The organism is Rhizobium jaguaris, from assembly GCF_003627755.1.
GTDB lineage: Bacteria > Pseudomonadota > Alphaproteobacteria > Rhizobiales > Rhizobiaceae > Rhizobium > Rhizobium jaguaris.
Window position 1 is genome coordinate 4,382,378 of sequence record NZ_CP032694.1, and the last position, 25,387, is coordinate 4,407,764.

The 25,387-nt window shown below is 60.4% G+C and carries 17 protein-coding genes and 1 riboswitch; of the genes, 7 read left to right on the plus strand and 10 right to left on the minus strand.

The window, feature by feature from the left end:
- Positions 1-2: 2 nt before the first annotated feature.
- Together CCGE525_RS21310 and CCGE525_RS21315 are read left to right on the plus strand one after the other, a co-directional pair.
- Positions 3-731 (plus strand): SIS domain-containing protein, encoded by a 729-nt coding sequence (locus CCGE525_RS21310; RefSeq protein WP_120706034.1) that lies wholly within the window; start codon positions 3-5, stop codon positions 729-731.
- Positions 732-1,150: 419 nt separating this feature from the next.
- Positions 1,151-2,767 (plus strand): ABC transporter substrate-binding protein, encoded by a 1,617-nt coding sequence (locus CCGE525_RS21315; RefSeq protein WP_120706538.1) that lies wholly within the window; start codon positions 1,151-1,153, stop codon positions 2,765-2,767.
- Between the two features lie 73 nt (positions 2,768-2,840).
- Here the strand turns inward: CCGE525_RS21315 and CCGE525_RS21320 are convergent, their stop codons facing one another.
- From CCGE525_RS21320 to CCGE525_RS21340, 5 genes are all read right to left on the minus strand, one after another.
- Positions 2,841-6,035 (minus strand): efflux RND transporter permease subunit, encoded by a 3,195-nt coding sequence (locus tag CCGE525_RS21320; protein WP_120706035.1) that lies wholly within the window; start codon positions 6,033-6,035, stop codon positions 2,841-2,843.
- Positions 6,032-7,216 carry an efflux RND transporter periplasmic adaptor subunit gene (locus CCGE525_RS21325; protein WP_120706036.1) on the minus strand — a complete coding sequence of 395 codons (1,185 nt, stop codon included), beginning with the start codon at positions 7,214-7,216 and terminating at the stop codon, positions 6,032-6,034. The genes CCGE525_RS21320 and CCGE525_RS21325 overlap by 4 nt, the downstream gene beginning before the upstream one ends.
- 423 nt (positions 7,217-7,639) lie before the next feature.
- Positions 7,640-9,469, minus strand: coding sequence for an ABC-F family ATP-binding cassette domain-containing protein (locus tag CCGE525_RS21330; RefSeq protein ID WP_120706037.1), 1,830 nt, complete (start codon positions 9,467-9,469; stop codon positions 7,640-7,642).
- Between the two features lie 2 nt (positions 9,470-9,471).
- A complete protein-coding gene (locus CCGE525_RS21335; RefSeq protein WP_120706038.1) occupies positions 9,472-10,125 on the minus strand; it encodes a thiamine diphosphokinase in 654 nt (217 codons plus the stop codon).
- A 65-nt stretch (positions 10,126-10,190) separates the two neighbouring features.
- Positions 10,191-10,718: a MarR family winged helix-turn-helix transcriptional regulator gene (locus tag CCGE525_RS21340; protein ID WP_120706539.1), complete on the minus strand. Its 528-nt coding sequence runs from the start codon at positions 10,716-10,718 to the stop codon at positions 10,191-10,193.
- A 214-nt stretch (positions 10,719-10,932) separates the two neighbouring features.
- On the opposite strand from CCGE525_RS21340, the gene CCGE525_RS21345 reads away from it, so the two are divergent.
- The 5 genes from CCGE525_RS21345 (at position 10,933) to CCGE525_RS21365 (ending at position 17,906) form a co-directional block, all read left to right on the plus strand.
- The gene (locus tag CCGE525_RS21345) at positions 10,933-12,468 is read left to right on the plus strand and encodes an MDR family MFS transporter (protein WP_120706039.1); all 1,536 of its coding nucleotides are present in this window, start codon (positions 10,933-10,935) and stop codon (positions 12,466-12,468) included.
- A 68-nt stretch (positions 12,469-12,536) separates the two neighbouring features.
- Positions 12,537-12,653, plus strand: a riboswitch (TPP riboswitch).
- Positions 12,654-12,705: 52 nt separating this feature from the next.
- The gene (gene thiB, locus CCGE525_RS21350; protein WP_120706040.1) at positions 12,706-13,734 is read left to right on the plus strand and encodes a thiamine ABC transporter substrate binding subunit; all 1,029 of its coding nucleotides are present in this window, start codon (positions 12,706-12,708) and stop codon (positions 13,732-13,734) included.
- 7 nt (positions 13,735-13,741) lie between these two features.
- Positions 13,742-15,385 (plus strand): thiamine/thiamine pyrophosphate ABC transporter permease ThiP, encoded by a 1,644-nt coding sequence (gene thiP / locus CCGE525_RS21355; RefSeq protein WP_120706041.1) that lies wholly within the window; start codon positions 13,742-13,744, stop codon positions 15,383-15,385.
- Entirely contained in the window at positions 15,375-16,103 is a 729-nt protein-coding gene (locus CCGE525_RS21360; RefSeq protein ID WP_120706042.1) for a thiamine ABC transporter ATP-binding protein, read from the plus strand. Before thiP ends, CCGE525_RS21360 begins: the two co-directional genes overlap by 11 nt.
- 342 nt (positions 16,104-16,445) lie before the next feature.
- A complete protein-coding gene (locus tag CCGE525_RS21365) occupies positions 16,446-17,906 on the plus strand; it encodes a M48 family metalloprotease (RefSeq protein ID WP_245472188.1) in 1,461 nt (486 codons plus the stop codon).
- Positions 17,907-17,950: 44 nt separating this feature from the next.
- Here the strand turns inward: CCGE525_RS21365 and CCGE525_RS21370 are convergent, their stop codons facing one another.
- The 5 genes from CCGE525_RS21370 to CCGE525_RS21390 form a co-directional block, all read right to left on the minus strand.
- A complete protein-coding gene (locus tag CCGE525_RS21370) occupies positions 17,951-18,814 on the minus strand; it encodes an RNA polymerase factor sigma-32 (RefSeq protein ID WP_120706043.1) in 864 nt (287 codons plus the stop codon).
- Between the two features lie 406 nt (positions 18,815-19,220).
- A complete protein-coding gene (locus tag CCGE525_RS21375; RefSeq protein WP_120706044.1) occupies positions 19,221-19,793 on the minus strand; it encodes a CarD family transcriptional regulator in 573 nt (190 codons plus the stop codon).
- A 399-nt stretch (positions 19,794-20,192) separates the two neighbouring features.
- On the minus strand, positions 20,193-20,531 hold the full coding sequence (gene fdxA, locus CCGE525_RS21380) for a ferredoxin FdxA (protein ID WP_107109816.1): 339 nt from the start codon (positions 20,529-20,531) through the stop codon (positions 20,193-20,195).
- Between the two features lie 207 nt (positions 20,532-20,738).
- Positions 20,739-21,143: an RNA-binding S4 domain-containing protein gene (locus tag CCGE525_RS21385; protein ID WP_120706045.1), complete on the minus strand. Its 405-nt coding sequence runs from the start codon at positions 21,141-21,143 to the stop codon at positions 20,739-20,741.
- A 3-nt stretch (positions 21,144-21,146) separates the two neighbouring features.
- A complete protein-coding gene (locus CCGE525_RS21390) occupies positions 21,147-24,341 on the minus strand; it encodes a helicase-related protein (protein WP_120706046.1) in 3,195 nt (1,064 codons plus the stop codon).
- Positions 24,342-25,387: the final 1,046 nt, after the last annotated feature.

The window sequence follows — 25,387 nt, forward strand, 5'->3', positions numbered from 1 at the left end:
GAATGACCGCAGTCACGGACAGCTATTTCTCCGCCCTCATCGGCCGGCTGGAAACCTTGCGCGAAACGCTCGCCGAACCGATGGCGAAGGCCGCCGAGGTCATTTGCGCGGCGGCACGAGCCGATCGCCGCGTCTATGTCTTCGGCACCGGTCATTCGCATATGCTGGCGGAAGAGGTGCACTACCGCGCCGGTGGTCTGGCCTTTACCATCCCCGTGTTGGTCGGCTCGGCCATGCTGCATGAAGGCGCCGTGATCAGTTCGGTCTATGAGCGCACCGAGGGTCTGATACGGCCGATCTTCGAGCGCTACGGCATGCAGCCCGGCGATGTCCTGGTCATCGCCTCCAATTCCGGTGTCAACGCCGCCCCGATCGAGGCCGCCGATTACGGCCGCGAGATCGGTGCGACTGTCATTGCCATCACCTCGCTCGCCTACTCCACGGCCATCGCCAACGGCCGACGTCGTTTGGCCGATATCGCCGATATCGTCTTCGACAACGGCCTGCCGCCGGGCGACGCCATTATCGGTCTGCCGCGCAGTGATTTCAGGGTCGGGCCGGCATCGACGGCAATCGGCACCACGGTGCTGAACGCCATCTTCGCCGAAGTCGCGGCCGAGCTTAGCAAGGACGGCGATCCGCCGGTCTATCTCAGCGCCAACATGCCAGGCGCCAAGGAGATCAATCAGCGGCTGGTAAAAAAATACCGGCCGCGCAATCCTCATCTTTGATCAGATGCTGTCTCGCCCTTCTAAACTTATCGAAAGCGGGCCGAGAACCAAAAAGCTTGGATTCCGCCGAGGCTCAATCCCGAGTCTGGAACTGTTCAATTTTCACGGAACCGCCCACTGACAAAGAGCTCCTTTGCCCGCCTGCAGGCAATGCCGCCGAATGCGCGATGCTCCTAGCGATATTCCGATGTGCTCCCTTGACGTGCACTTCACTCACCAGCATAGTGCCCGAATAGCAATCTTATATCAGATCTGATTTTATGCTGAAGCCTTGGGAGGGGCGACAAGGTCGAGCGCATAGGATTGTCTGAGCGGCCGGTCGCATCGATCCTCGCACGGTCCGAACTGCGAAGATGGAGCACAGGGAGATCTCGATAGGCGGCTGATAATCATTCGAACGCATCTGGGAGGAAAACAGGATGAGCGTTTCGCGCAGAGAGTTTCTCGTTCAAACCGGATTGGTGACAGCCGCAGCCGCCTTGGGCTCCAGTGTCACCAGCGTACCGAGCTTTGCAGCGGACAGCGACACCATCACAATCGCGCTTGCCGCCCGCGGCCCCGTCGGCCTCAATCCACAACAGACCGGTCTGAATGGCGGCGACAACTGGGGCATTGACCAGATGTACGATACTCTGGTGAAAGCACCCGATGGTCGCTGGGCGGTGAAGCCGGAAGAGTTTCTGCCCAGTATCGCCGAAAGCTGGGAATCGTCGGCCGATGCCAAGACCTGGACCTACAAAATCCGCAGCGGCGTGAAATTTCACAAGGGCTACGGCGAAGTGACTGCCGACGACGTCGTCTTCACATTCGGCCGCCAGCTCGATCCGAAACTGCCGACGGCAAATAAGGTGTTCTATTCCAACATTGCCACCTGCGAGGCCGTAGATCCGATGACGGTGCGCTTCACGCTGAAAAGCCCGGATCCGCTATTCAACGGCAGTTGCGCTTCGACGCTCAGCGTCTCAATTCTTTGCAAGAAGGCGTTCGGGGAGAAGGGCGACGGCTACAACACCGACCCGATCGGCACCGGTCCCTATCAAGTGAAATCCTTCAGCCAGACGGACGGTATTCAATTCGTAGCCTTTCCGGATCATTTTGAAGGCCCTCCGGTTACGCCCAATCTGCAGGTCTCCTATATCGCCGATACGACTGCGCGGACCCTCGCCTTTGCGTCCGGTCAGGTCGATATGATCGAAGGGGTGCGTGCGCCGGGCTGGATCGACTCGATGAAGCAGCGCTTGCCGCAGACGATCTTCGATGCGACGGCGCCGGGCAGCCACAATACGCTCAATATCAACCTGACCCGCAAGCCGCTGGACAATCTCAAGGTGCGGCAGGCCATACGCTACGGCATCGACAATGCGGCGATCGCCTCTGCCTTCAACGGCATTGCGGCGCCCATGGTCGGGGTGATTGCTTCGGAGTTTGCCGGCTCCGTGAAGCTCGCCGATCTGCCGCCGGAACTGCAATACAAGCCCGATCCGGAAAAGGCGAAGGCGTTGCTCGCCGAGGCAGGCTATCCCGACGGCGTGACGATTCCCTGCTATGTCAGCCAGCGCGAGGACTACTCCTCGATCATGCTGATGATACAGGAACAGTTGCGCGGAGCGAACATCAAGCTCGATCTCAGCATGATCGACCACAACGCCTTCCATGCGGACAACCGCCTCGACAAGAATGCGCTCGCCCTCTACTCATCGAGTTTCCCGCCGGTACCGACACTGACGCTCTCCTCCCAGCTTGCCGCCGCCGCCGAAGTCAAGGCCGACGGCAAGGGACAGGGCAACTACAGCCACTACGGCGTCGCCATTCCCGGCATCGATGATCTTCTTACTCAGGCCCAGAACGAACCTGATTTTAACAAGCGCATCGCAATCATCCAAGCGGCTGAAAAGAAGGTATTGACCGATCTGCCCTTGCTCGGCGTTATCACGCTGTCCTATGTGATCGCCCGAAATCCGCGCATCGATATCGGCTACAAGGTCGAGTCGGGCCCAGCCTATTGGTCGCTGGCGAAGGCCAAGCGCATCGCCTAGAGCGGCGTACGTTCTATTTAATCCGCAGCACTCTATCCGCTTCCAGGTGATTCCACCTGAAAGCGGAATGCCTCTAGTGCGTTTCCGTCTTGGTTGCCGTCCTCAGGGGCTCCACCGACGCGTCCTCGACGGCCTCCGGCTGCCGACGCCGCCTGCGCAGCACGACATAGAAGACCGGGGTCAGGAACAGGCCGAACAGCGTTACGCCGAGCATGCCCGAGAAGACCGCGGTGCCGAGCGACTGGCGCATTTCCGCGCCGGGGCCGGTGGCGATCATCAGCGGCACGACACCGAAGATGAAGGCGAAGGCAGTCATCAGGATTGGCCGCAAACGCAGATGGCTGGCCTCGATCGCCGCTTCGACGGCACTCTTGCCCTCCAACTGCGCCTGTCGGGCGAATTCCACAATCAGGATCGCGTTTTTCGCCGCAAGGCCGATCAGCACGATGAGGCCGATCTGCGTCAGGATATTGTTGTCCATGCCCCTGAGATGCACGCCGATCAGAGCAGCGAGCACCGCCAGCGGCACGATCAGGATGATGGCAAGCGGCAGGATCCAGCTTTCATATTGCGCCGAAAGCGCCAGGAAGACGAAGATGACCGACAGCGCAAAGATATAGACCGCCGTATTGCCGGTATTCCGCTCCTGATAAGCAAGTTCCGTCCATTCGAACGTCGTGCCCGGCGGCAGCAGATTCTTCGCCAGTCCTTCCATCGTATCGAGCGCGGTGCCGGTCGAAACACCCTGCCCCGGATTGCCCTGGAGGGGAACCGAGACATACATATTGTAGCGTTGAACGAGTGTCGGCCCGGTCGTATCCCTGATGTCGACCAGCGTACCGAGCGGCACGAGCGCACCGGTGGCCGAACGAACCTTCAGCGCGAGAATATCGTCGCGGTCCATACGGAATTGCTGGTCTGCCTGCGCCCGCACCTGATATACGCGGCCGAAGGCGTTGAAGTCGTTGACATAGGACGTGCCGAGATTGATCGACAAAGTCTCGAAGATATTCGGGATCGGCACGTTCAGCGCCCGCGCCTTATCGCGATCGATCGCCAGGAAATATTGCGGGCTATTGGCCGAGAAAGTGGTGAAGACGCCGCTAACGCCCTTGTTCTGTGCGGCCACGCCCATGAGCTGATAGGCAAGCGGCAGAATACGGCGCATATCGGGATTTTCCCGATCCATGATCTGCATTTTGAAGCCGCCGGAATTGCCGACGCCGCGGATGGAAGGCGGCGGAATGGCAATGATGAAGGCTTCCTGGATGCCTTGAAGACTGCCGTAAAGCTGACCGATGATCTTGCTCGCCGATTCTCCGCTCTTCAGTCTTTCCTCGAACGGCTTGAACGGCGTGAAGATGACGCCGGAATTCGAGGCATTCGTGAAGGTCGCGCCATTGAAACCGGCAAAGGCGACGGCATTTTCGACGCCCGGTGTTTTCCGGATGATCTCCGTCGCCTTCTGAATGACCGCGTTGGTACGCGCCAACGACGCGCCATCCGGAAGCTGCACGACGACGATGGCATAGCCCTGGTCCATGGTCGGGATGAAGCCTTGCGGCACGATCCTGCCCATGTACAACGTCGCGCCAAGCAGCCCTACGAAAACGAGAAGGGCACAGCCGCGCGCGACCCAGGTGGTGACCAGATGGCGGATGATCCAGGAATAGCCGCGGCTCATCCGATCGAAACCCTGGTTGAACCCATTGCCCAGAGCGCGGCCAAAGCGTGAGAAGATGCTGTTCGACTTCTTATGGTCGTGCGGACGCAATACGATCGACGCAAGCGCCGGCGACAGCGTCAGCGAATTCAGGCAGGAGATCGCCGTCGCGACGGAAATGGTCACCGCGAACTGCCGGTAGAATTGCCCCGTTATGCCGGGAATGAAAGCCGTCGGCAGGAAGACGGCGATCAGAACCAGCGAGATCGCCAGCACGGCGGTGCCGACCTCGTTCATGGTCACATGCGCGGCTTCTCTCGGTGTCATTCCGAGTGCGAGATTGCGCTCGACATTTTCGACGACGACGATCGCATCGTCGACGACGATACCGATGGCCAGCACCAGGCCGAACAGCGTCAGCATGTTCAGCGAAAAACCGAGCGCAAGCAGAAACGCGAAGGTGCCGATCAGCGATACCGGAATTGCAACGATCGGAATGATCGCCGTTCGCCAGGATTGCAGGAAGACCAGCACGACGATGGCGACGAGGATGGCGGCCTCGAAGATCGTCTTGTACACCTCGTTGATCGATTCTGAGATGAAGTCGGTCGGATTGTAGACGATGCGATATTCGAGGCCCTGGGGGAAATCCTGCGCCAGATCCTTCATCGTCTTCTGGATGGACGCGGCGGCGTCGAGCGCATTGGTGCCAGGCCGCGCAAAGATGCCGAGCGCAACGGCGGGGGCGCCGTTCAGATAACTATTGGTGACGTAGTCCTGGGCACCGAGCTCGATGCGCGCCACGTCCTGCAGCTGCACGAGCCTGCCACTATCCGTCGCCTTGACGATGACATAGCGGAATTGCCTGGGATCGGAAAAACGTCCCTGGGTCGTCACCGTATATTGAAAGGCGTTGGTGCCCGAAATCGGCGGCCCGCCGATCGAGCCGCCCGATACCTGCACGTTCTGATCCCTTAGCGCCTGGACGATATCGCCGGCGGTCATGCCGTAGGCGGAAAGCTTTTCCGGGTCGAGCCAGATGCGCAGCGAATATTGCCGCTCGCCAAAGAGCTGGACGTCGCCGACACCGTCGAGGCGGACGAGAAGGTCGCGGATACGCGTGCGGGCGTAGTTGGAGATATAAAGCTGATCATAACGATTGCTGGGCGAAAGCAGATGCACGACCATCATCAGATCGGGCGAGCTTTTGACCGTGGTGATGCCGATGCGCCGAACATCGTCCGGCAGGCGCGGTTCGGCGATAGCGACGCGGTTCTGGACCAGCACCTGCGCCTTGTCGAGATCCGTACCGAGCTTGAAGGTGATGGTCAGCGACATCGAACCATCGGCGCTGGAATAGGAGGACATATAAAGCATGTCCTCGACACCGTTGACCTCCTGCTCGATCGGTGTCGCCACCGTATCGGCGATCGTCTGCGAATCCGCGCCCGGATAGGACGTTCGCACCACGATGGTCGGCGGCGCGACCTCGGGATATTGCGCGACCGGAAGCTGGAAATAGGCGATGCCGCCGACAATCAGCAGCACGATGGAAAGAACCGACGCGAAAATCGGCCGGTCGACGAAGAAATGGGAAAATCTCATTGGTCCGACCCCTGAACCGCTGCCTGGGCCGGCGCCTCCTCGTTCGCCGCTTCCTGCGGAAGCTGGATCAATTGCGGCGCGACCTTTACACCGGGCCGGATGCGCATCAGCCCGTTAACGACGATGGTCTCGTCACCGGTCATGCCGCTTCGAATGACGCGATAGCCGTAAAGCTTCGGCCCAAGCCGCACGGACTTCGGCGTAATACCGCCATCGGCACCGACGACGTAGACGACGCGTTGATCCTGATCGGCACCGATGGCTTCATCGGGAACGAGGATCGCCTTGTAGCTGTTGGAACCCGCGACCTGAATGCGCCCGAACAGGCCGGGCTGCAGGACGAAATTCGGATTGGGAAAACGGGCGCGCACGCGGATCGTGCCGCTTTCGTTGTCGACGCGGTTTTCTGCGAAATCGAGCTTGCCCTTGAACGGCTGCTGGTGCGGGTCGGCGATCGTGACGGTGACATCGAGGCCACCGCCGCCCTGCTGGAGGGCGCTGCCGTTCTTGCGCGCCTCGTCGGCATAGGACAGCAGCCGGCGTTCGTCGACGTCGAAATAGAAATCGATCGGATCGAGCGCGACGATCGTCGTCAACACCGTCTGATCCGCCTGGACGAGGTTGCCGACGGAAATCAGGCGTCGGTCGATACGACCACCGAGCGGCGCGGTGATCTTGGTATATTCCATGTCGAGCGAGGCGCGATCGACAGCCGCCTGCGCGCCGCGGACATTTGCCTGCGCCGAGATCAGGTCGCGGCGGCGATCGTCGAGATTGGACGCGGAGAGACTGCCGGTGCCCGCCAATGCCTGCGTCCGCTGAAATTGCGCATCGGCGTTCGTGAGCGTCGACTTCGCGACTTCCAGGGAAGCCGTGGCTTCATTCAGTGCGTTGACGTAGGGCCGCTGGTCGATGACGAAGAGCAGGTCTCCCTGCTTCACCATTGTACCGTCCTGAAAATGCACTTCCTGCAGATAGCCGCCGATGCGCGAGCGGACGGAGACCTCGTCGACCGCCTGGAAGCGGCCGATGAATTCATCGCTATCGATCACGTCCCGGACGATGGGCTTGGCGACCGTCACGGGTGCCGCGGGCGGCGCACTCTGCGCCAGCGCCTGAGCCCCCGTAAGAACAGTAATTGCACAGCTCAATAAAGCGACACGCGCCAGCGTCATCGGCATGAAGGACCCCCTAAACAATAGATCACCCACGGCAAAACTGCCGCGTTAAGCGTTCGTCATGTCTGCCTGCAGCCTTCCGCGAAGGACCTGCCACCGCCGATAACGGATTCCGGCCAGGTCTCTTCGGACTTCCCAAATGCGTCGCGGATGACTGACGATCCGCGACGTCCTCCAGCTCTAGAGCGCCGCGTTCGCTTGAACGTACAAAGGTCGCTCTGGACTTTTAGCCTGTAGCATCTTGTTCGCCTGAAGGGTGATTTCACCCGAAAGCATGATACTCCAGTCTGGCACTTTCAACACAATGTATAAACAGTTTATCGATTTCGACAACAGGGAATAGCTGCAGCGTGTCGGCTGCAACTATTTGTTTTTTTTAATATACCGATAGCGATGAAGGGTTGATGACACGGTATGGACCGGTCCTCACCCTTCAAGCTCTTCCCGCAGAATCTCGAGTTCCAACCATTCCTCTTCCATCTTGGTCAGGCCGTCGCGCAGCTTTTCCATTTCGGCGGCGAGGCGGTTGAAGCTCGCCGGATCCTTGGCGAAGAGGTTGGGATCGGCCATTTTCCTTTCGCGAGCGGCGATATCAGCCTCGGCCTTCGCCATCTCCTTCGGCAGGTTCTCCAAAGCGAATTTCTGCTTGTAGGAGAGCTTGCCCTTGCCCTTCGAAGGCTCGGCAGCCGCTACCGACGTTTCTGCGGCCCTCGGCTTCTCGGCCGTCTTTTCAGCGCGCCGGCGTTCTTCGATCGCGCCCTTGCGCTGAGCGAGCATGTCGGAATAACCGCCGGCATATTCGATCCAACGACCGTCGGGCTCCTCGGGATTGGCTGGAGCGATCGTCGAGGTCACGGTGCGGTCGAGGAAGTCGCGGTCGTGGCTGACGAGGATAACGGTGCCATTGAAGCCGGCGACAATCTCCTGAAGCAAATCCAGCGTCTCGATATCGAGATCGTTGGTCGGTTCGTCGAGGATCAGGAGATTGGTCGGCCGCGACAGGATGCGGGCCAGCATCAGCCGGGCGCGCTCACCACCGGAAAGATTCTTGATCGGCGTACGCGCCTGCTCCGGCTGGAAGAGGAACTCCTTCATATAGCCGGTGACATGCCGTTGCTCGCCATTGACCAGCAGGTTTTCGCCGCGGCCATCGGTCAGATAGTTGGCGAGCGTATCCTCCGGATTAAGGTCTTCGCGCTTCTGGTCGAGCGTGGCAATCTCCAGATTGGTGCCGAGCTTGACCGTACCGTTGTCCGGCGCCAATTGACCGGTCAACATCTTCAGCAATGTCGTCTTGCCGGCGCCGTTCGGACCGACAAGGCCGATGCTATCGCCACGATGCACACGGATCGAAAACGGCGCGACGATGAGACGCTCGTCATAAGTTTTGGTGATCTTGTCAGCCTCTATCACCAGCTTGCCGCTCTCCTGCGCGTCGGCGGCAGCCGCCTGCACAGTGCCCTGCGGCCCCTTGTGGCCGCGATGGCGCGCGCGCATGTCCTGCAATTCTCCAAGGCGGCGCATGTTGCGCTTGCGCCGCGCGGTCACGCCGTAGCGCAACCAATGCTCTTCGCGTTCGATCGCCTTGCCGAGCTTGTGCTGTTCCAGCTCTTCGGCCTCCAGCACTTGGTCGCGCCAGGCTTCGAAAAACGCAAAGCCGCGATCGAGCCGCCGCGACGTGCCGCGATCGAGCCAGACGGTCGCCGTCGATACTTTTTCCAGGAAGCGACGGTCGTGCGAGATGAGCACCAGGGCGCTGCGGCTCTTCTGCAGCTCGCCTTCCAGCCATTCGATGGTCGGCAGGTCCAGATGGTTGGTCGGCTCGTCCAGCAGCAAGATATCCGGCTCCGGTGCCAGAACGCGGGCCAGAGCCGCGCGGCGGGCCTCACCACCCGAAAGGTTTTTCGGATCTTCCTCGCCGGTCAGGCCAAGATGGGAGAGCAGATAGGTGACGCGATAGGGATCGTCGCCCGGTCCGAGCCCGGCTTCGGCATAGGCGGCGACGGTCTTGTAATCGGCGAAATCCGGTGCCTGTTCAAGATAACGCACCGTCGACGACGGATGGCGGAAGACTTCGCCGGATTGCGCCTCGACGAGACCGGCGGCGATCTTCAGGAGAGTCGACTTGCCCGAACCATTGCGGCCGACAAGGCAGATCTTGTCGCCCGGCTCCACCTGCAGCCCGGCGCCGGCCAGGAGCGGCGCGCCACCGAAGCTCAGGAAGATGTCGTCAAGTTTCAGGATGGGAGGGGCCAAGATCAGACTCCACTGAGATCATAGGGGCGGGCAAGGACGATGGCCCTGCCGCTGCCGAGCGAAAGGCGCACAGGACCTTCCGCCACATTGGAAATGGTGCGCGATGCGCCAAAGGGCAGATGGAAATCGCGCAAGGGATAGCGGGCGTTGTGAATGAAGAGACCCGTCAGATCGCTGAAGCCGAGAATCGAAAACAGCGAGCCGGCCGGCAATGCCAGTTCCAGATCGCCCGGCAGCAGCGGCACGGCCTCTTCGTCGCCGGAGGTCAGCAGGACGTCAAAACCTTTTTCAGCGAGTTGAATGCCATAGAGCAGATGCTGGATCGCGTGATCAGAACGCTCGCCACCCATGGCCCCGGCAAGGATCAACCGTTTCGCGCCGCGGTCGATCGCTTCCGATATGGCAATCTCGCCATCCGTCGCCGCCTTTGCCGCCGGATAGGGCTGCTTGGGCACATCCGGGAACGCGCCCAGCAGATCCTCCGGCGTCGAGTCGAAATCGCCGACCCAGAGCTCGGGCGCCGCGTTGAGCACCACGGCATGACGCATGCCGCCATCCGCTGCGATGAAACGGCTGCCGGCCGTGGCGGCACGCAGCCGGTCCGTCAAGCGAAGCTCGCCGCCGAGAAGGATGGTGAAGGTGGTGGATTGGCTCATGTGCCAAGCCCATAGCGCAAAGACGCATCACTAGGGAAGAGCGCTGTTTAGCGCCCGACCGGCATTCAGCCGTCGGTGTCCTTGAGACGCGTCTGAAAAGCATGTTCATAGCCGCCGATAAAACGGTCGAACAACCGCGAAAAGGCCTCGACATCCTCGGCCGACCAATCAGCCACGATGCTCTCGATCAAGGCGAATTTCTGCGCTTGGATCTCGGCGAGCAACCTCTGGCCGAGTGCGGTCAGCACAACGATGATGCGGCGCGCATCCGCCTGCGACGCCTTGCGACGCAGCACGCCGCGGGTGACCATCTCAGCGACGATACGGCTTGCCCGCGACGGATCGATACGCAAGATCTCGGCAATCGTCCCGACCGTGACTTCGCCGGACCCTTCCGCGCGCCTCACGGTATCGATGACGTCGAGATGCGAAAGCTCCAGGCCCGGCGCGACATTCTGGATGGCAAGCCGGCCGATCATGCGGCGGCCCGTCATCACGCGCATGCGCGTCATAACTTGCCCGATACGCAACAGGTTTTCATCTTCAGGCAATGGCGAGGCTTCAACTTCTCGTGTGTTCGTTGCTGTTGTCATCATTCCAACATATCAGAGACGGAGAAGAATTAAAATATGCAAACAGCATTCGTTTGTCATTGACAATTATATGCTGATAGCACATATGTTGTCGCGAAACATCCGCTTTCGAATAATTGCCCGAAAGCGCCATGTTCCGCATTCAGGAACCGGGGCGTTCCCATGCGTTCGATCGAACGCGTAGCGTTCCGGGCAAGCTCGGATTTCTCGTTCCATGGATATGCAAACTACGCCCGCGCCACTCGTGGCGGACCACCGCCGCAGGCTTATTCTCTTCTTTTTCCTGATGACCGCCATGTTCATGGCAACACTGGACAACCAGATCGTATCGACGGCGTTGCCAACCATCGTCGGGGAATTTGGGCATCTGGAACGCTTCGGCTGGATCGGCTCCGCTTATCTGCTCGCTCTGTCCGCCTCCATGCCGGTGTACGGCAAGCTCGGCGACCTCTTCGGCCGCAAATATGTGATGATGGCCGCAATCGCCATCTTCACCATCGGCTCGACCGTCTGCGGCCTTGCGATTTCGATGAACACGCTGATCGCCGCCCGCGTCCTGCAGGGCCTTGGCGGTGGCGGCATCCTGGTGTCGATCTTCGCGGTCAACGCGGATCTGTTCGAGCCTCGGGAACGCGCCCGCTATCAAAGCTATTCCAGCCTGGTGCTGATGGCCTCCGGCGCCATCGGCCCCGTTCTGGGCGGCACGATGAGCGACCTCTTCGGCTGGCGCTCGATCTTCCTCGTCAACGTGCCGATCGGCTTCGTCGTCCTCGCCGGCCTCGCCTTCATGCTGCCTTACCGCAAGCCGGCCCGCCGGCCGAAAATCGATTACGCCGGCGCGATCCTCCTTGCGCTGACCACCACCAGCATCGTGCTCGCCGCCGACGGCACTGAGCTCTTCGGTTCGCTGCTCGCGCCGCAATGCCTCGGCATCATCGCTTTTGGCGTGTTGTGTGCGCTGGCCTGGGTCTTCGTCGAACGCCGGGCGTCGGAGCCGATCGTGCCGCTAACGCTGTTCCGCAACCCGACCTTCGGCCTGCTCCTGATCATTTCGGTCACCAGTGGCGCGGTCGCCATCGGCATGGTCAACTACTTCGCGCTCTTCCTGCAGACGACCACCGGCCTGTCGCCGTCGATGGCCGGCCTGCTGTTCATCCTGTTGACGGGCGGTATCGTCTGCGGCTCGCTCTCGGCCGGCCGGCTGATCTCGATGAGGGGCCGCTACAAGCCCTTCGCCATCGCCAGCGCCGCCTGCAGCACCATTGCTTTCGTCACGCTGGCGCAGGTTCATGCCGGCACGCCGATCGTTTTCATCGGCGCCCTGATGCTGCTGCACGGCATCGGCATCGGTCTGGCGCAGCAGGTCCCGGTCATCGGCGTGCAGAACGCCGCCGCCAGCCGTGACGTCGGTGCCGCCACCGGCGCCGTGACGCTTTCGCGCATGGGCGGCGCCTCGATCGCCATTTCCATTTACGGCGCCATCATCGCCGCCAAGCTCGGCAATGTCGGCGTCTCCATTCCCGGCGTCACCAATATCGAGGAACTGACGCCGAAGATGATGGCCGCCTTGCCGGATGCCACGCGCGAAGGCGTTGCCAATGCCTATGCCAGCGCCTTCAGTCCGCTGTTCATGACGGCCGCCGCCATCTGCTTCCTCGGCCTGCTGACCTCCATTGCGCTGAGGAATGTGCAACTGCCCAACGCTGCCAAGAAACTCGACAGCTCGGCCGCCGCCCACGCGGCCGAGTAAGACACGAACCCTGCAATCGACAGGGGAATCCCCCCTTGTCATCCTTCCGTCACAGGACTAAACCTTCCGACGCTCTAACGGGGTGCCTTATGTCTTGGAAGACATCTGGCTGAGAGGCCTTCACCAGCCAACCCGCGGAACCTGATCCGGCTAACACCGGCGGAGGGATTAGACGCGTGACGAAATCATGGCGCCCTTTCCCGCTCGAGACGAAACTAACGAGGAGGAGGCGCTGTCATGCCCAATAGATCGCTGTTATCACTGTTTGCCGGCCTGGTTCTCGCCGCCGGTGCTACGCTTTTTGCCGCGCACGGCGCCGAAGCCGCTGACAAGACGCTCACGATCTACACCTATGAAAGCTTCACCGCCGACTGGGGTCCGGGCGCCAAAGTCAAGGCCGCTTTCGAGAAGACCTGCGGCTGCACGGTCAATTACGTCAGCGTCACCGACGGCGTGGCCCTGCTCTCCCGCCTGAAGCTGGAGGGCGCGGGCACCAAGGCAGACATCGTTCTCGGCCTCGACACCAATCTCGTCGACGAGGCCAAGGACACCGGCCTGTTCGATGCCAGCGGCATCGACACATCGGGCCTGAAGGTCCCCGGCGATTTCAAGGATGACGTCTTCGTTCCCTACGATTTCGGTCATTTTGCCGTGGTCTACGACACGCAGGCGATCAAGAACCCTCCGAAGAGCATGAAGGATCTGGTCGAAGGTGATCCGTCACAGAAGATCGTCATCGAGGACCCGCGCACATCGACGCCGGGCCTCGGGCTGCTGCTCTGGGTCAAGTCCGTCTATGGCGACAAGGCGGCGGATGCCTGGACGAAGCTGAAGGGTCGCATCCTGACCGTGACGCCCGGCTGGTCGGAAGCCTATGACCTCTTCACCAAGGGTGAGGCACCGATGGTGCTCTCCTATACGACGTCGCCGGCCTATCACATGATCACCGACAAGACTGACCGTTATCAGGCAGCAGCCTTCTCCGAGGGCCATTACATCCAGATCGAAGTGGCCGGCCTGATCAAATCCTCGCCGAACAAGGAGCTTGCCCGCGACTTCCTGAAGTTCATGGTCTCCCCGGGCTTCCAGGATACGATCCCAACCAACAACTGGATGATGCCGGCCGCGGCCACTTCCGAGCCTCTGCCGGATGCCTTCAGCAAGCTGGTCGTTCCGTCGAAGACCTTCCTGATGAGCCCCGACGTGGTCGATAAGAACCGCAAGGCCTGGATCGACGAATGGCTGGCGGCCACCAGCACGAACTGACATCGGGATGATACTGACGGCATCCGAGAGAAGACGTGCCATTGCCGGCGGGGCATTCGGTCTCGCCGGCATTGCGCTTTTCATCGGCCTTGCCATCGTGACCTTGCTTTCGGCCGGCATCGTATCTACCGGCGGCAATCCGCTCACCGATCCCTATCTTCTGCGCGTGCTGCGCTTCACGCTGCTCCAGGCAACGCTGTCCACCCTTCTTTCCGTTGTCCTCGCAATTCCGGTCGCCCGCGCTCTGGCGCGGCAGCCCCGCTTTCCCGGCCGGCTCTGGCTGATTCGGCTGATGGCCGTGCCCATGGGCCTGCCGGTGCTGATTGGCGCGCTTGGCCTGCTTGGCATTTGGGGACGCCAGGGCATCTTCAACCAGGCGCTCACGGGCCTCGGTCTGTCGCAGCCGGTCAGCATCTATGGGCTGACGGGCATCCTGCTGGCGCACGTCTTCTTCAACCTGCCACTGGCGGCCCGTCTGATGCTTGCCGGGCTGGAACGCGTGCCGGCGGAATATTGGCTGATGGCCGGCGGGCTCGGCATGCGTCCGACCTCTGTCTTCCGCTTTATCGAATGGCCAATGCTGCGCGGCCTCATCCCCGGCATATCGGGTCTGATCTTCATGCTCTGCGCCACCAGTTTCACGCTGGTGCTGATCCTCGGCGGCGGCCCGGCCGCCACTACGCTCGAGGTGGCAATTTACCAAGCGCTTCGCTTCGATTTCGACCCCGGCCGCGCCGTGGCCCTGTCCCTGCTGCAAATCATAGTGACCGCCGCCATTCTCGCCGCGATGGCTTTACTTCCGGCGCCGGACGATCACGGCCTGACGGCAGGCCGTGCCGTACGGCGGATCGACGGGGCATTGCCCGGCGCCAAATTGATCGATAGCGCACTGCTCCTGCTCGCCACTCTGTTCGTCGGCCTGCCGCTCGCCTCGGTGGTCATCACCGGCCTCAAGGCCGATCTTCTCAGGCTTGTCGGCCAGACGATCTTCCTGCAGGCGATCTTGACAAGCCTCTCAATCGCCCTTGGCGCCGGCATGCTGGCGATCTTGGCCTCCTTCGCCATTATTCGCGCTCGCTCGGTCATATCGGCCGAACGCCGAAAAGCGCCAGGCTTGCGCGGTCTGGCGATCGCCTTGAGCGGCACCTCCTCTCTGGTCCTGCTGGTGCCGCCGATTGTGCTGGCGACCGGATGGTTCCTGGCGCTCAGGCTGTTTGGCGATCCAACCCGCTTCGCTGCCCTTCTGATCATCGTCATCAACGCCCTCATGGCGTTGCCCTTCGTCATCCGCGTCATCGAGCCGGCCTATGCCGTCCATCGCCGTCGCACCGAACGTCTGGCGGCAAGTCTCGGTCTTCAAGGGCTGTCGCGACTGCACCTGATCGACTGGCCCGGTCTGCGCAAGCCGTTCTTCACTGCTCTCTCCTTTGCCATGGCGCTGTCGCTCGGCGATCTCGGCGCCGTCGCCCTCTTCGGCTCCGACAGCCTGATGACGCTGCCCTGGCTGGTCTACAGCAAGCTCGGCAGCTACCGCACCAATGACGCCGACGGGCTTGCATTCATTCTGGGGCTCGTATGTCTTCTCCTGACCATCGCCGGCACTGCCGGCCAAGGCGGGCATGAGGATGAAGGCAGACGGAATGACCGATAATCAGGGCATGGCGGATCGAGGCATTGCGATGACCGGAGTCGAACTGCGGCTCGGCACGCATGATTTTCGCTTCGACTGCGACCTGCCGCGGGGCAAGATCATCGCCATCACCGGTCCGTCCGGATCGGGAAAGTCCACCTTCCTCAATCTCCTTGCCGGCTTCGAGACACCGGATCATGGTTGCATCATGCTTGCCGGGCGGGATGCGACCAGGCTGCACCCCTCGGAGCGGCCTGTGTCCCTGGTTTTCCAGGATAACAATCTTTTTGCCCATCTCGATCTCTTCACCAATGTCGGATTGGGTATCAGTCCATCGCTGAAGCTCTCGGCGGACGACCGGCAAAGGATTTCGGGGGCCTTGGCGCGGGTGGGGCTCGCCGGTTTCGACAGACGTAAACCGGGCACCCTCTCCGGCGGCGAGCGGCAACGCGCCGCCTTCGCCCGGGCGCTGGTGCGCGACAAGCCGATCCTGCTGCTCGACGAGCCCTTCGCCGCACTTGATCCCGGCCTGCGCTCCGGCATGGCAGAGCTGCTGACCGCGCTTCACCGCGAGACCGGCAATACGGTGCTGATCGTCTCGCATGATCCGGCCGAAGTCCGGCGCCTCGCCGACCATGCCGTCTTTATCGACGATGGAACAATTCGGCTTTCAGCCCCTATCGAACATTTCCTGAAGCAGGACGGCATTCCGGCGCTGACCACATTTTTGCAACATTGAGTGCGCGGCCGCATTTTGGTCCGTTTTTGCCTTATTTTCGTCGCGGCGGGCGGCTGAAAGTGCAGCGAAATGCTTGCTAAAATACAACGCTGCTACAATTAAACAGAGTCTCGCTATGCAACTGCTGCCGAAATCGGCTACAGCAAAAGGCAGAGACCACCCGGGTGAACTCAGGTCCGATCGGGGTGGATGCAACCTTTGACGAAACGCGGTGATGATCGGCTTAGCCATGATCAACCGCGTTTGGCGGCCGGCCGGCATGGCAGCGAAATGAGTGGGACACAGGCACTGAAGCAGAGCAAGCAGGCAGGACGAAGGATCGGCGCGACTGTCGCTGCACGTATGCGCCCTCTCACCCCCGTCCTCATTGCAGCGATGGTGCTCAACGGCTGTCAGTCGGTGCTGGATCAATCCTATCAGCCGAATGTTTCGCCTTCCGCCAACCCGCAGATCGTTTCCGAAGTGCAGAAGAACGATCCGCGTGCGCAGATGGGCGCCCGCGAACATCCGCGCATCCTTGCAAGCTATGGCGGCGAGTACAAGGACGCCAGGACCGAGCGGCTGGTGGCCCGCATCGCCGGTGCACTGACCAGCGTGTCGGAAAATCCGCAGCAGTCCTACCGCATCACCATTCTGAATTCGCCATCGATCAACGCCTTCGCGCTGCCTGGCGGCTATCTCTACGTCACCCGCGGTCTGTTGGCGCTCGCCAACGACGCCTCGGAAGTCGCCGCCGTGCTGTCGCACGAGATGGCGCACGTCACCGCCAATCATGGCATCGAGCGGCAAAAGCGTGAGGAAGCTGAAGTCATAGCCAGCCGCGTCGTCTCGGAAGTTCTGTCGAGCGATCTTGCCGGTAAGCAGGCACTCGCGCGTGGCAAGCTGCGTCTTGCCGCCTTTTCCCGCCAGCAGGAGCTGCAAGCCGACGAGATCGGTATCCGCACGCTCGGCCAGGCCGGCTACGACCCCTATGCTGCAGCCCGCTTCCTCAATGCGATGGAAGACTACAGCCATTTCATGACGGCCAATTCCGACGCCGACCAGAGCCTCGACTTCCTATCGAGCCATCCGAGCACGCCGCAGCGCATCGACCTTGCCAAGATGCATGCCCGCGAATTCGGCGAAGAGGGTAAGGTCGGCGATACCGGCCGCGATTACTACCTCAACGGTATCGACGGCCTGCTTTACGGCGACAGCCCGGAAGAAGGCTACGTGCGTGGCCAGACCTTCCTGCACGGCGGCCTCGGCATCCGCTTCGACGTGCCGCCCGACTTTCACATCGACAACAAGGTTGAGGCGGTCATGGCGACCGGCCCCGGCGACATCGCCGTTCGCTTCGATGGCGTTGCCGACAGCCAGAACCAGAATTTGATGAATTATATCTCCAGCGGCTGGGTCACCGGCCTCGATCCCTCGACTATCAGGTCGATCACCGTCAATGGCATGGACGCGGCAACCGCGCGTGCCTCGGCCGATCGCTGGGATTTCGACGTCACGGTTATCCGCGACCGCTCACAGATCTTCCGTTTCCTGACAGCCGTGCCGAAAGGCAACATTACCGCGCTGGAGCAGACGGCCGACGTGCTTCGCTCGAGCTTCCGGCACATGACGCCGGAGGAAGCCTCATCGCTGAAGCCGCTGCGCGTGCGCGTCGTCACCGTCAAGGCGGGCGACAACATCACCACGCTCGCCGCCCGGATGATGGGCACCGACCGCAAGCTCGACCTGTTCAAGCTGATCAACGCCTTGCCGACGGGCGCAACGGTTGCACCCGGCGACAAGGTCAAGATAATTTCGGAATAGACGGCTTTTCACCTTCCCCGATTGGCGAGGAGGAATTCTCCGCTTCAAGCATAACTCGCCATGCGCGGATCGGCGTCAACCAGGGCGCTGCGGAGCTTCTCCATGGCTCGGCTTTCGATCTGGCGTACACGTTCCTTGGAAATGCCGAGATCAGCGCCCAGCTCTTCCAGCGTCGCGCCATCCTCGACCAGACGGCGCGCGCGGATGATCTTCATTTCGCGCTCGTTCAGGTGCTTCAACGCCGAGGCCAGCCAGACGCGGCGGCGCTCGCCGTCGATCATGTTGGAGACCTGTTCGTCCGGCAGAGGTTCGTCGCTGATCAGGAAATCCATGCGTTCCGCGCTTTCGGCATCACCGGAAATCGATGGCGCCTGCAGGGACGCGTCGTTGCTGGAGAGGCGCGCATCCATGGTCTGCACGTCGGCAAGGCTGACGCCGAGAGCGACGGCGATTTCCTCGTGGATGGACTGCACCGTGACGCCGCTATTACCCCGGGCGAGCTTGGCACGCAGCCGGCGGAGATTGAAAAACAGCGCTTTCTGCGCCGAGCTCGTACCGCCGCGCACGATCGACCAGTTACGCAGGATATAGTCCTGGATCGACGCCCGGATCCACCAGCTCGCGTAGGTCGAGAATCGCACCTCCCGCTCCGGTTCGAACCTTGCCGCCGCCTCCAGGAGACCTACATAGCCTTCTTGTACCAGATCGCTCATCGGCAAGCCGAAATTGCGGAATTTGCCCGCCATCGAAATAACAAGGCGCATATGGGCTGTGGCGATCTTGTTGCGAGCGCTGCGGTCGTCGTGATCCTTCCAGCGGATGGCGAGGTCGTGCTCTTCGTCGCGGTCGAGATAGGGGGCGGCCATCGCGATCTTAATCATGCGTCGATCTGCAGACATATTTTTCATATACATATCCCCTAAATCCTACCCCAAAATCGTTTCAGTGCGACGGTCAACGGAAAAGGCAGCAAACTTCGTTTCCGGACATCGCTGCGCGGATGAAAATCTATGAATTGAATGCAATTGGAGACCGGCCCGATGTCCGGACGGTCGGTTAAGGGTCTATTTCGGCTTCACCGAAATGACCTAGCGAACGAAATGGCTTCAGATCGCCGGGAAATTTCCAATCAAAACGCATGGGGTCCGGTCCTCGTGAACGTTAAGGGAAACGGCTGGCTGAGAAACTCATATCACGAGAGAACTCACACCGGCCGCGAATACGAGGCATAAACGCAGCAGACGGAAAAAGGTTCCAAAGAAAAACCCGGCACGATGGCCGGGTTTTTTGGACGTGGTGTCTTGTCCTGTGACTTTATGCGGCTTCGTCCTGGGAATCGTCGTCTTCGACGACCTTGCCGCGCTTCGGGCCCTTGTTCAGATTAATCTCGACAAGGCGAACGGCCTCGGTCTCGGACATCTTGTTGACGGCGGCAATTTCGCGCGCCATACGATCAAGTGCAGCTTCATAGAGCTGACGTTCGGAATAGGACTGCTCAGGCTGGTTCTCGGCGCGATAGAGATCGCGAACCACTTCGGCAATCGAGATCAGATCGCCCGAATTGATCTTGGCATCATATTCCTGGGCGCGACGCGACCACATGGTGCGCTTGACGCGGGCCTTGCCCTGGACAACCTTAAGCGCCCGATCGACGAAATCCGTCTCGGAAAGCTTACGCATTCCGATGCTCATGGCCTTTGCCACGGGCACCTTCAGACGCATCTTGTCTTTTTCGAAGTCGATTACAAAAAGCTCAAGCTTCATGCCTGCGACTTCTTGCTCTTCAATCGCGGTGATCGTACCCACGCCGTGAGCGGGATATACGATCGATTCACCGGTCTTGAAGCCATGGCGTGCTGCTGAAGGTTTTTTCTGCTGGATCGTCATTCTTTTCAAAAACTCCCTGTTACGCACCCGGCGTAAACCGGGGCCGGGTCAGTCAGGCCCGGATGAGACGGAAGCACCGTCGGGGTGACTTCATCCTGGTCCAGCCAGACGCATGCAAAAAGAAATCCGTTCATCGCGATCCCAGACCCGACAACTCAAAATGTTGATATGTCAAGGAAACCGCGTGCGGATTGCTTATTTGCTTTCGTGATGGTTTGGGGCACACATAATGCCGCAGTGGATCAGTGTGAGGAAGCTATCACAAAAATCTGAGGAAATCAATAATTTGCTTTACGCACACCAAATCGGCCACGTTGACCGCTCATGCGGCCAACGGCATTGATTCGTCTTGATGCGTTATCGACTACACCTTTATCGACGGCCTGTCACGGCCTTCGATCAGTCGCCGGAACCGGGGTTGGCCGAGAAATACTTCTCGAACTTGCCCTGTTCGCCGTCCATTTCCTTGGCCTCCGGCAGCGGATCGCGCTTGACCGTGATGTTCGGCCAGATGGAGGCATAATCCGCGTTGATTTTCAGCCACTTGTCGAGGCCCGGCTCCGTATCGGGCTTGATCGCCTCGGCAGGACATTCCGGCTCGCAAACGCCGCAATCGATGCATTCATCGGGATGGATGACGAGAAAGTTCTCGCCTTCATAGAAGCAATCGACAGGGCAGACTTCCACGCAGTCGGTGTATTTGCAGCGAACGCAATTGTCGGTCACGACGTATGTCATGAAGCACTCCAGGGATATCTATCGTTTTCCGTGGATGCGCAACCTGGAACGTCGCGCCTTTCCCTCGGAAGCCGGCGGGCAACGGATGCGCTATGCGCAGGCATGCCGACCGACTGGTTACCAGCGGGTTGACCGTGAGGTATCGACTTTGCTGGCCAATTTCAAGGACAAACAATCCCCAAAACCATGGAGGTCGGATAGAGTTTTCTAATCATCCTCTGACGTCAGCCGGTCGATCGCGCGCCGATCGCGTTTCGTCGGCCGTCCAGTGCCCGGCGCGCGGCTAGCCTGCTCGAACGGAGTGAGACGTTTTGTCTCATCCGGCGGCGGCGTCAGGTCCTCGTAAAGCAGCTTCGCCTCTTCGAAAGGACCTCTCCGGTCGCCTGGGAGACGCACGATCAGGACGACGTCCCGCCGCTCCAGCGAAAGTTCGATCCGGTCGCCGGCCTTGACGCCATAGCTCGGCTGCACGACCCGCTCGCCATTCACCCGCACGCTGCCGTTTTGGACATAGACCTGCGCCAGCGAGCGGGATTTTACCATACGGGCAAAGAACAGCCACTTGTCGATGCGCTGGCGCGAACCGGAAGATGGCTGCCTCTCGTCCGTCATGGCCTATTTCTTCATCTGCTCCTTAAGCGCTGCGAGCTTGGCGAAAGGAGAATCCGGATCGATCGGCTTTTCCTTGCGCGGCGGCTTGGCTTCGAAACGCAGTGGCTGCGATACGCCGCGATTGTTGCGGTCGTTCCGGTCATTGCGATCATTGCGCTCTTTCCGATCACCGCGATCCTGGCGATCGTTGCGTTCGGATCTGTTGCCCTGATGCTGCGGACGACCGCCATCGCGATTGCCGCGCGGCCCCCTGTTATCGCCACGGGCTTCGCGCCCATCACGATTATCCCGGCCTTCGCGATTGCCTTCGCCATTCGCCTGCTGCTCACCGCCGCCGTTGCGGCGATTGCCCTGATGACCACGTCCCTCGCCCTGGCTGTGCTGGCCGCGACGATGATCGCCATGGCCGCGTCCGCCCTGGCGCTGCTGGTTGTCACCGCGTCCGCCAAGACGCCAAAGCAGAACCGGCTTCGGCTCGACCGGCTCGGCAGCAACGACATCGGCACCCGGAAGTTCGGTTGCCGCAACAACGGCTTCCGCAGGCTCGGCGGCTGCAGGCGGCTCAGCCTGAACTTCGGCTGCAGGGGTCGCATCCTGTGCGACGGCTTCACCTTCCGTAGCCGGCTCATCGCTGTGGCCATCGGCATCGTCATGGTCAGCCTTATCGGCAGCTGCTTCAGCAGCCTGCGCCGCCGGAGCGGGTGCCGAAGTGGCATCCTGCTGCGCGAGGAAGGCCAACGCATCTTCCGCCTTCACGGCGTCGGCGCGATAGCCGAGACCCTTCAGGATCTCTTCCATATCTTCCAACGTTGCGCCGAGGATGGAGAGCATCGACGTCGTCGTCGTGAAGCGGCGGCCGTCATAAGCACCTTCCGGACGCGAGGCCTGACCGGGCTTCCACTGCAGCAGCGGACGGATGATGTCCGCCAGCCGTTCGAGAATGTCGATGCGCACCGCACGCTTGCCGAGGAAACGGAAACCGGCGAGCTTGTAGAACATGCGCTCAAAGCTCGGATCGGTGGCGACGGAGGTGCGGCCGGCGGCCAGAACCGGGATTAGGTCGCCATACCCCGGCTTGTCGAGGCCGTCGTTCTTCAGCGCCCAAAGCAGGGTGATGAGCTCGGCCGGAGCCGGCTTCAACAGGGCAGGCACGAAAATGTGGTAGGCACCGAAGCGCACGCCGTAGCGGCGCATCGAGGCACGCGCGTCCTGGTCGAGCGACTTCACCTCCTCGGTGACGTCGCGGCGGAAGAGCACGCCGAGACTTTCGACGAGCTGGAAGGCCAGCCCCTTGGCAAGACCCTGCAGGTCCTCGGCGCGCGACAGATCGTCGAGCGGCTTTAGGACCGTGCTGATATGATGATTCACGAAGCGCTCGATGCGCGCCGCAACATGGTCGCGCGCATTGCCGGTCAACTGCTCGTCGGCAAGCAGGATGACGCGCGGACGCATGACGTGATCGCTGCCCGAGAGCCGCGCCACGGGATCGCCGAGCCAACGGACGAGGCCATCGGCGCTGATCGCCAGATCGCTGTTGCCGGCCGCGTGGATACGGGCGGCGCGCGCCTCGAACTCCAGCGCGAGCGCCTTCTGCGAGGCCGTCTGGACAGCCTTGGCGTCCGGCCCCTCGGTTCCCGCGATAGGCGTGAACCGGAAACCGGTCAACTGTCCCACATGATGCCCCTCAACGAAGACATCCCCATTCACACTGATTTCAGCTTCCAGCATCGCATTCTCTCTCAGGCGCTTCATGAGCACAGATGTCCTGCGATCAACAAAGCGTTTCGTCAACCTTTCATGTAACGCATCGGACAATCGATCTTCGATTTCCCGCGTCTTTTCTTGCCAGTGTGTCGGATCGGCAAGCCAGCCGGGCCGGTTCGACACATAGGTCCAAGTCCTTATCTGCGCGATTCGCGCCGAAAGCGTGTCAATCTCGCCATCCGTCCGATCGGCACGATGCACCTGTTCGGCAAGGAAGTCTTCCTTTACCGTGCCATAGCGCACGAGGTCGGAAAAGAGGGTGGCGATAAGATCGGCATGCTGGGCGGGCGTAATCCGCCGATAATCCGGAAGCGCGCAGGCTTCCCATAATTTTTCGACCCGCGCCGCATTGTTGGCGAGATCGGAAATCTCGAGATCGCGCGACAGATATTCCAGCGCCTGCTGATCAACCGCCGGCAACGCGCGCGTCAGGCCCTGTACGCGCGGCGCACTCTCAAGGCTCGCGCGCAGCGAAGCGATCGAGCAAAAATCGAATTCCTTGGTGCGCCATTGTAGCACTTTAACCGTATCGAACTCATGACCCTCGATGCGCCGCACCAACTCGTCGTCGAACGGATCGACCTGACCGGTCACACCAAAAGTGCCGTCCTTCAGGTGACGGCCGGCGCGGCCGGCGATCTGGCCGAGTTCGCCCGGATTGAGATTGCGAAATTGATAGCCATCGAACTTGCGATCCTGGGCGAAGGCGACGTGATCGACATCCAGATTGAGGCCCATGCCGATCGCATCCGTCGCAACCAGATATTCGACATCGCCGGCCTGGTAGAGTGCCACCTGCGCATTGCGGGTCCGTGGGCTGAGCGCGCCGAGGACAACCGCCGCTCCGCCGCGCTGACGGCGGATGAGTTCGGCGATGGCATAAACCTCGTCGGCGGAGAAGGCGACGATCGCCGTGCGTTGTGGCAGGCGCGTGATCTTCTTCTGCCCGGCATAAAAGAGATGCGACAAGCGGGGCCGCTCGACGACGGTGATCCCCGGCAACAACTGCTCGAGAATCGGCCGCATCGTGCCCGCGCCAAGCAGCAGCGTCTCGTCGCGCCCGCGCAGATGAAGGATACGGTCGGTGAAGATATGGCCGCGCTCCAGATCGCCCGCGAGCTGCACTTCATCGATGGCAACAAAGGACGCGCGCGTCTCTCGCGGCATGGCCTCGACAGTGCAGACGGAATAACGCGCATTCGGCGGTGAAATCTTCTCTTCCCCGGTGACCAGCGCGACATACTGCGCCCCGACCTTTTCGACGACACGGGTATAGACCTCGCGCGCCAGCAGCCGCAGCGGCAGGCCGATGACGCCGTTGCCGTGCGCCACCATGCGCTCGATGGCATAATGGGTTTTGCCGGTATTGGTCGGTCCGAGCACCGCGGTCACGCCGCGTCCGCTCAGGATCATTGGCTGCGAGGTCTGAGTCATAGGTCCATGCATGGGCGAGAAACCGCTGTCTTCCGATCAACAAGCTCCCCAGGGAAGAGAAGAAGAGATGACGACCATATGTGACAAAGGCAAGACCTGAATGAAAAAACAACGGTCGCAATATGCGATTTCCTCATTGGCGGCCTCAACCAAAAGCTACATTGTCCCTGCATCCCAAGCGAGTCCCGACGAGTCCGGAACAGCTTGAGAACGAATCGGCGACGAATCGCTGACTCACTGTAGTTCCCTTTCTGTTCACCACTATATATGGATTTTGATTCGCAGAATCCCACCAAATACTGATTCATATCTAGACCCCTTTTTACGTGAATTGGAGTCATGTGACGAATCCGGCAGGATGGCACCCGCGTTTGAAAAATATAATTAACCATTTGTTAATTATATGAATTTCCATGAGAATCCAGCCAGGAAACTTTCGAATTAAGAATTGGGTCAAAGCCGGAACGAATCGGCGACGAATCGCTGACTCCGGCCGATTCTGTATTTGTTCTACACAACATCTAGCGTGATTCCGAGCAAAACGCGCAGGACTCCGGATGGTTGAAACGCAGAATCCTGCCGAATCAGGGATTGCGATTAATTTTTAAGCGAAGCCGCACATGATAAATCCATAAATTCGCGCAGAAATTGAACCCGTTAACACATCGACCAAAGCCGGAACGAATCAGCGACGAATCGCTGATTCGTTCACGTACTCTATTTGTTCTCAGCTAGATATAGCTTTCGGGTAGGGCGGCTCATCCAAATGGAGAATGAAGAGGAGATATGGATAGCCTCGGAATTCGCCGGAATTAACTATTTCGCTAGCGAAGTACCACTTTTCGGCGATTGAACTTAAGTCTACCTCATCGAAAGAGGTAGATCTTCCGATGAGCCGATCATCCCGACGTTAACCAAAGCCCAAATGCAGAACGAATCGCTGACGAATCACGGACAGGTCCATTTTCCCGTTTCGTTCACCGCAACATATTGTATTTAAAGCAATTTTTAACCATATACAAAGGTCGCCGGCGGGCATTTTCCGC

Coding starts and splice junctions, on each gene's coding strand:
- CCGE525_RS21315 (WP_120706538.1), top strand. CDS start 1,151: ATGAGCGTTTCGCGCAGAGAGTTTCTCGTTCAAACCGGATTGGTGACA.
- CCGE525_RS21310 (WP_120706034.1), top strand. CDS start 3: ATGACCGCAGTCACGGACAGCTATTTCTCCGCCCTCATCGGCCGGCTG.
- CCGE525_RS21365 (WP_245472188.1), top strand. CDS start 16,446: ATGCGCCCTCTCACCCCCGTCCTCATTGCAGCGATGGTGCTCAACGGC.
- CCGE525_RS21340 (WP_120706539.1), bottom strand. CDS start 10,718: ATGACAACAGCAACGAACACACGAGAAGTTGAAGCCTCGCCATTGCCT.
- thiB (WP_120706040.1), top strand. CDS start 12,706: ATGCCCAATAGATCGCTGTTATCACTGTTTGCCGGCCTGGTTCTCGCC.
- CCGE525_RS21375 (WP_120706044.1), bottom strand. CDS start 19,793: ATGACGATCCAGCAGAAAAAACCTTCAGCAGCACGCCATGGCTTCAAG.
- CCGE525_RS21370 (WP_120706043.1), bottom strand. CDS start 18,814: ATGAAAAATATGTCTGCAGATCGACGCATGATTAAGATCGCGATGGCC.
- CCGE525_RS21360 (WP_120706042.1), top strand. CDS start 15,375: ATGACCGATAATCAGGGCATGGCGGATCGAGGCATTGCGATGACCGGA.
- thiP (WP_120706041.1), top strand. CDS start 13,742: ATGATACTGACGGCATCCGAGAGAAGACGTGCCATTGCCGGCGGGGCA.
- CCGE525_RS21345 (WP_120706039.1), top strand. CDS start 10,933: ATGGATATGCAAACTACGCCCGCGCCACTCGTGGCGGACCACCGCCGC.
- CCGE525_RS21325 (WP_120706036.1), bottom strand. CDS start 7,216: ATGCCGATGACGCTGGCGCGTGTCGCTTTATTGAGCTGTGCAATTACT.
- CCGE525_RS21385 (WP_120706045.1), bottom strand. CDS start 21,143: ATGACGGACGAGAGGCAGCCATCTTCCGGTTCGCGCCAGCGCATCGAC.
- CCGE525_RS21335 (WP_120706038.1), bottom strand. CDS start 10,125: ATGAGCCAATCCACCACCTTCACCATCCTTCTCGGCGGCGAGCTTCGC.
- fdxA (WP_107109816.1), bottom strand. CDS start 20,531: ATGACATACGTCGTGACCGACAATTGCGTTCGCTGCAAATACACCGAC.
- CCGE525_RS21390 (WP_120706046.1), bottom strand. CDS start 24,341: ATGACTCAGACCTCGCAGCCAATGATCCTGAGCGGACGCGGCGTGACC.
- CCGE525_RS21320 (WP_120706035.1), bottom strand. CDS start 6,035: ATGAGATTTTCCCATTTCTTCGTCGACCGGCCGATTTTCGCGTCGGTT.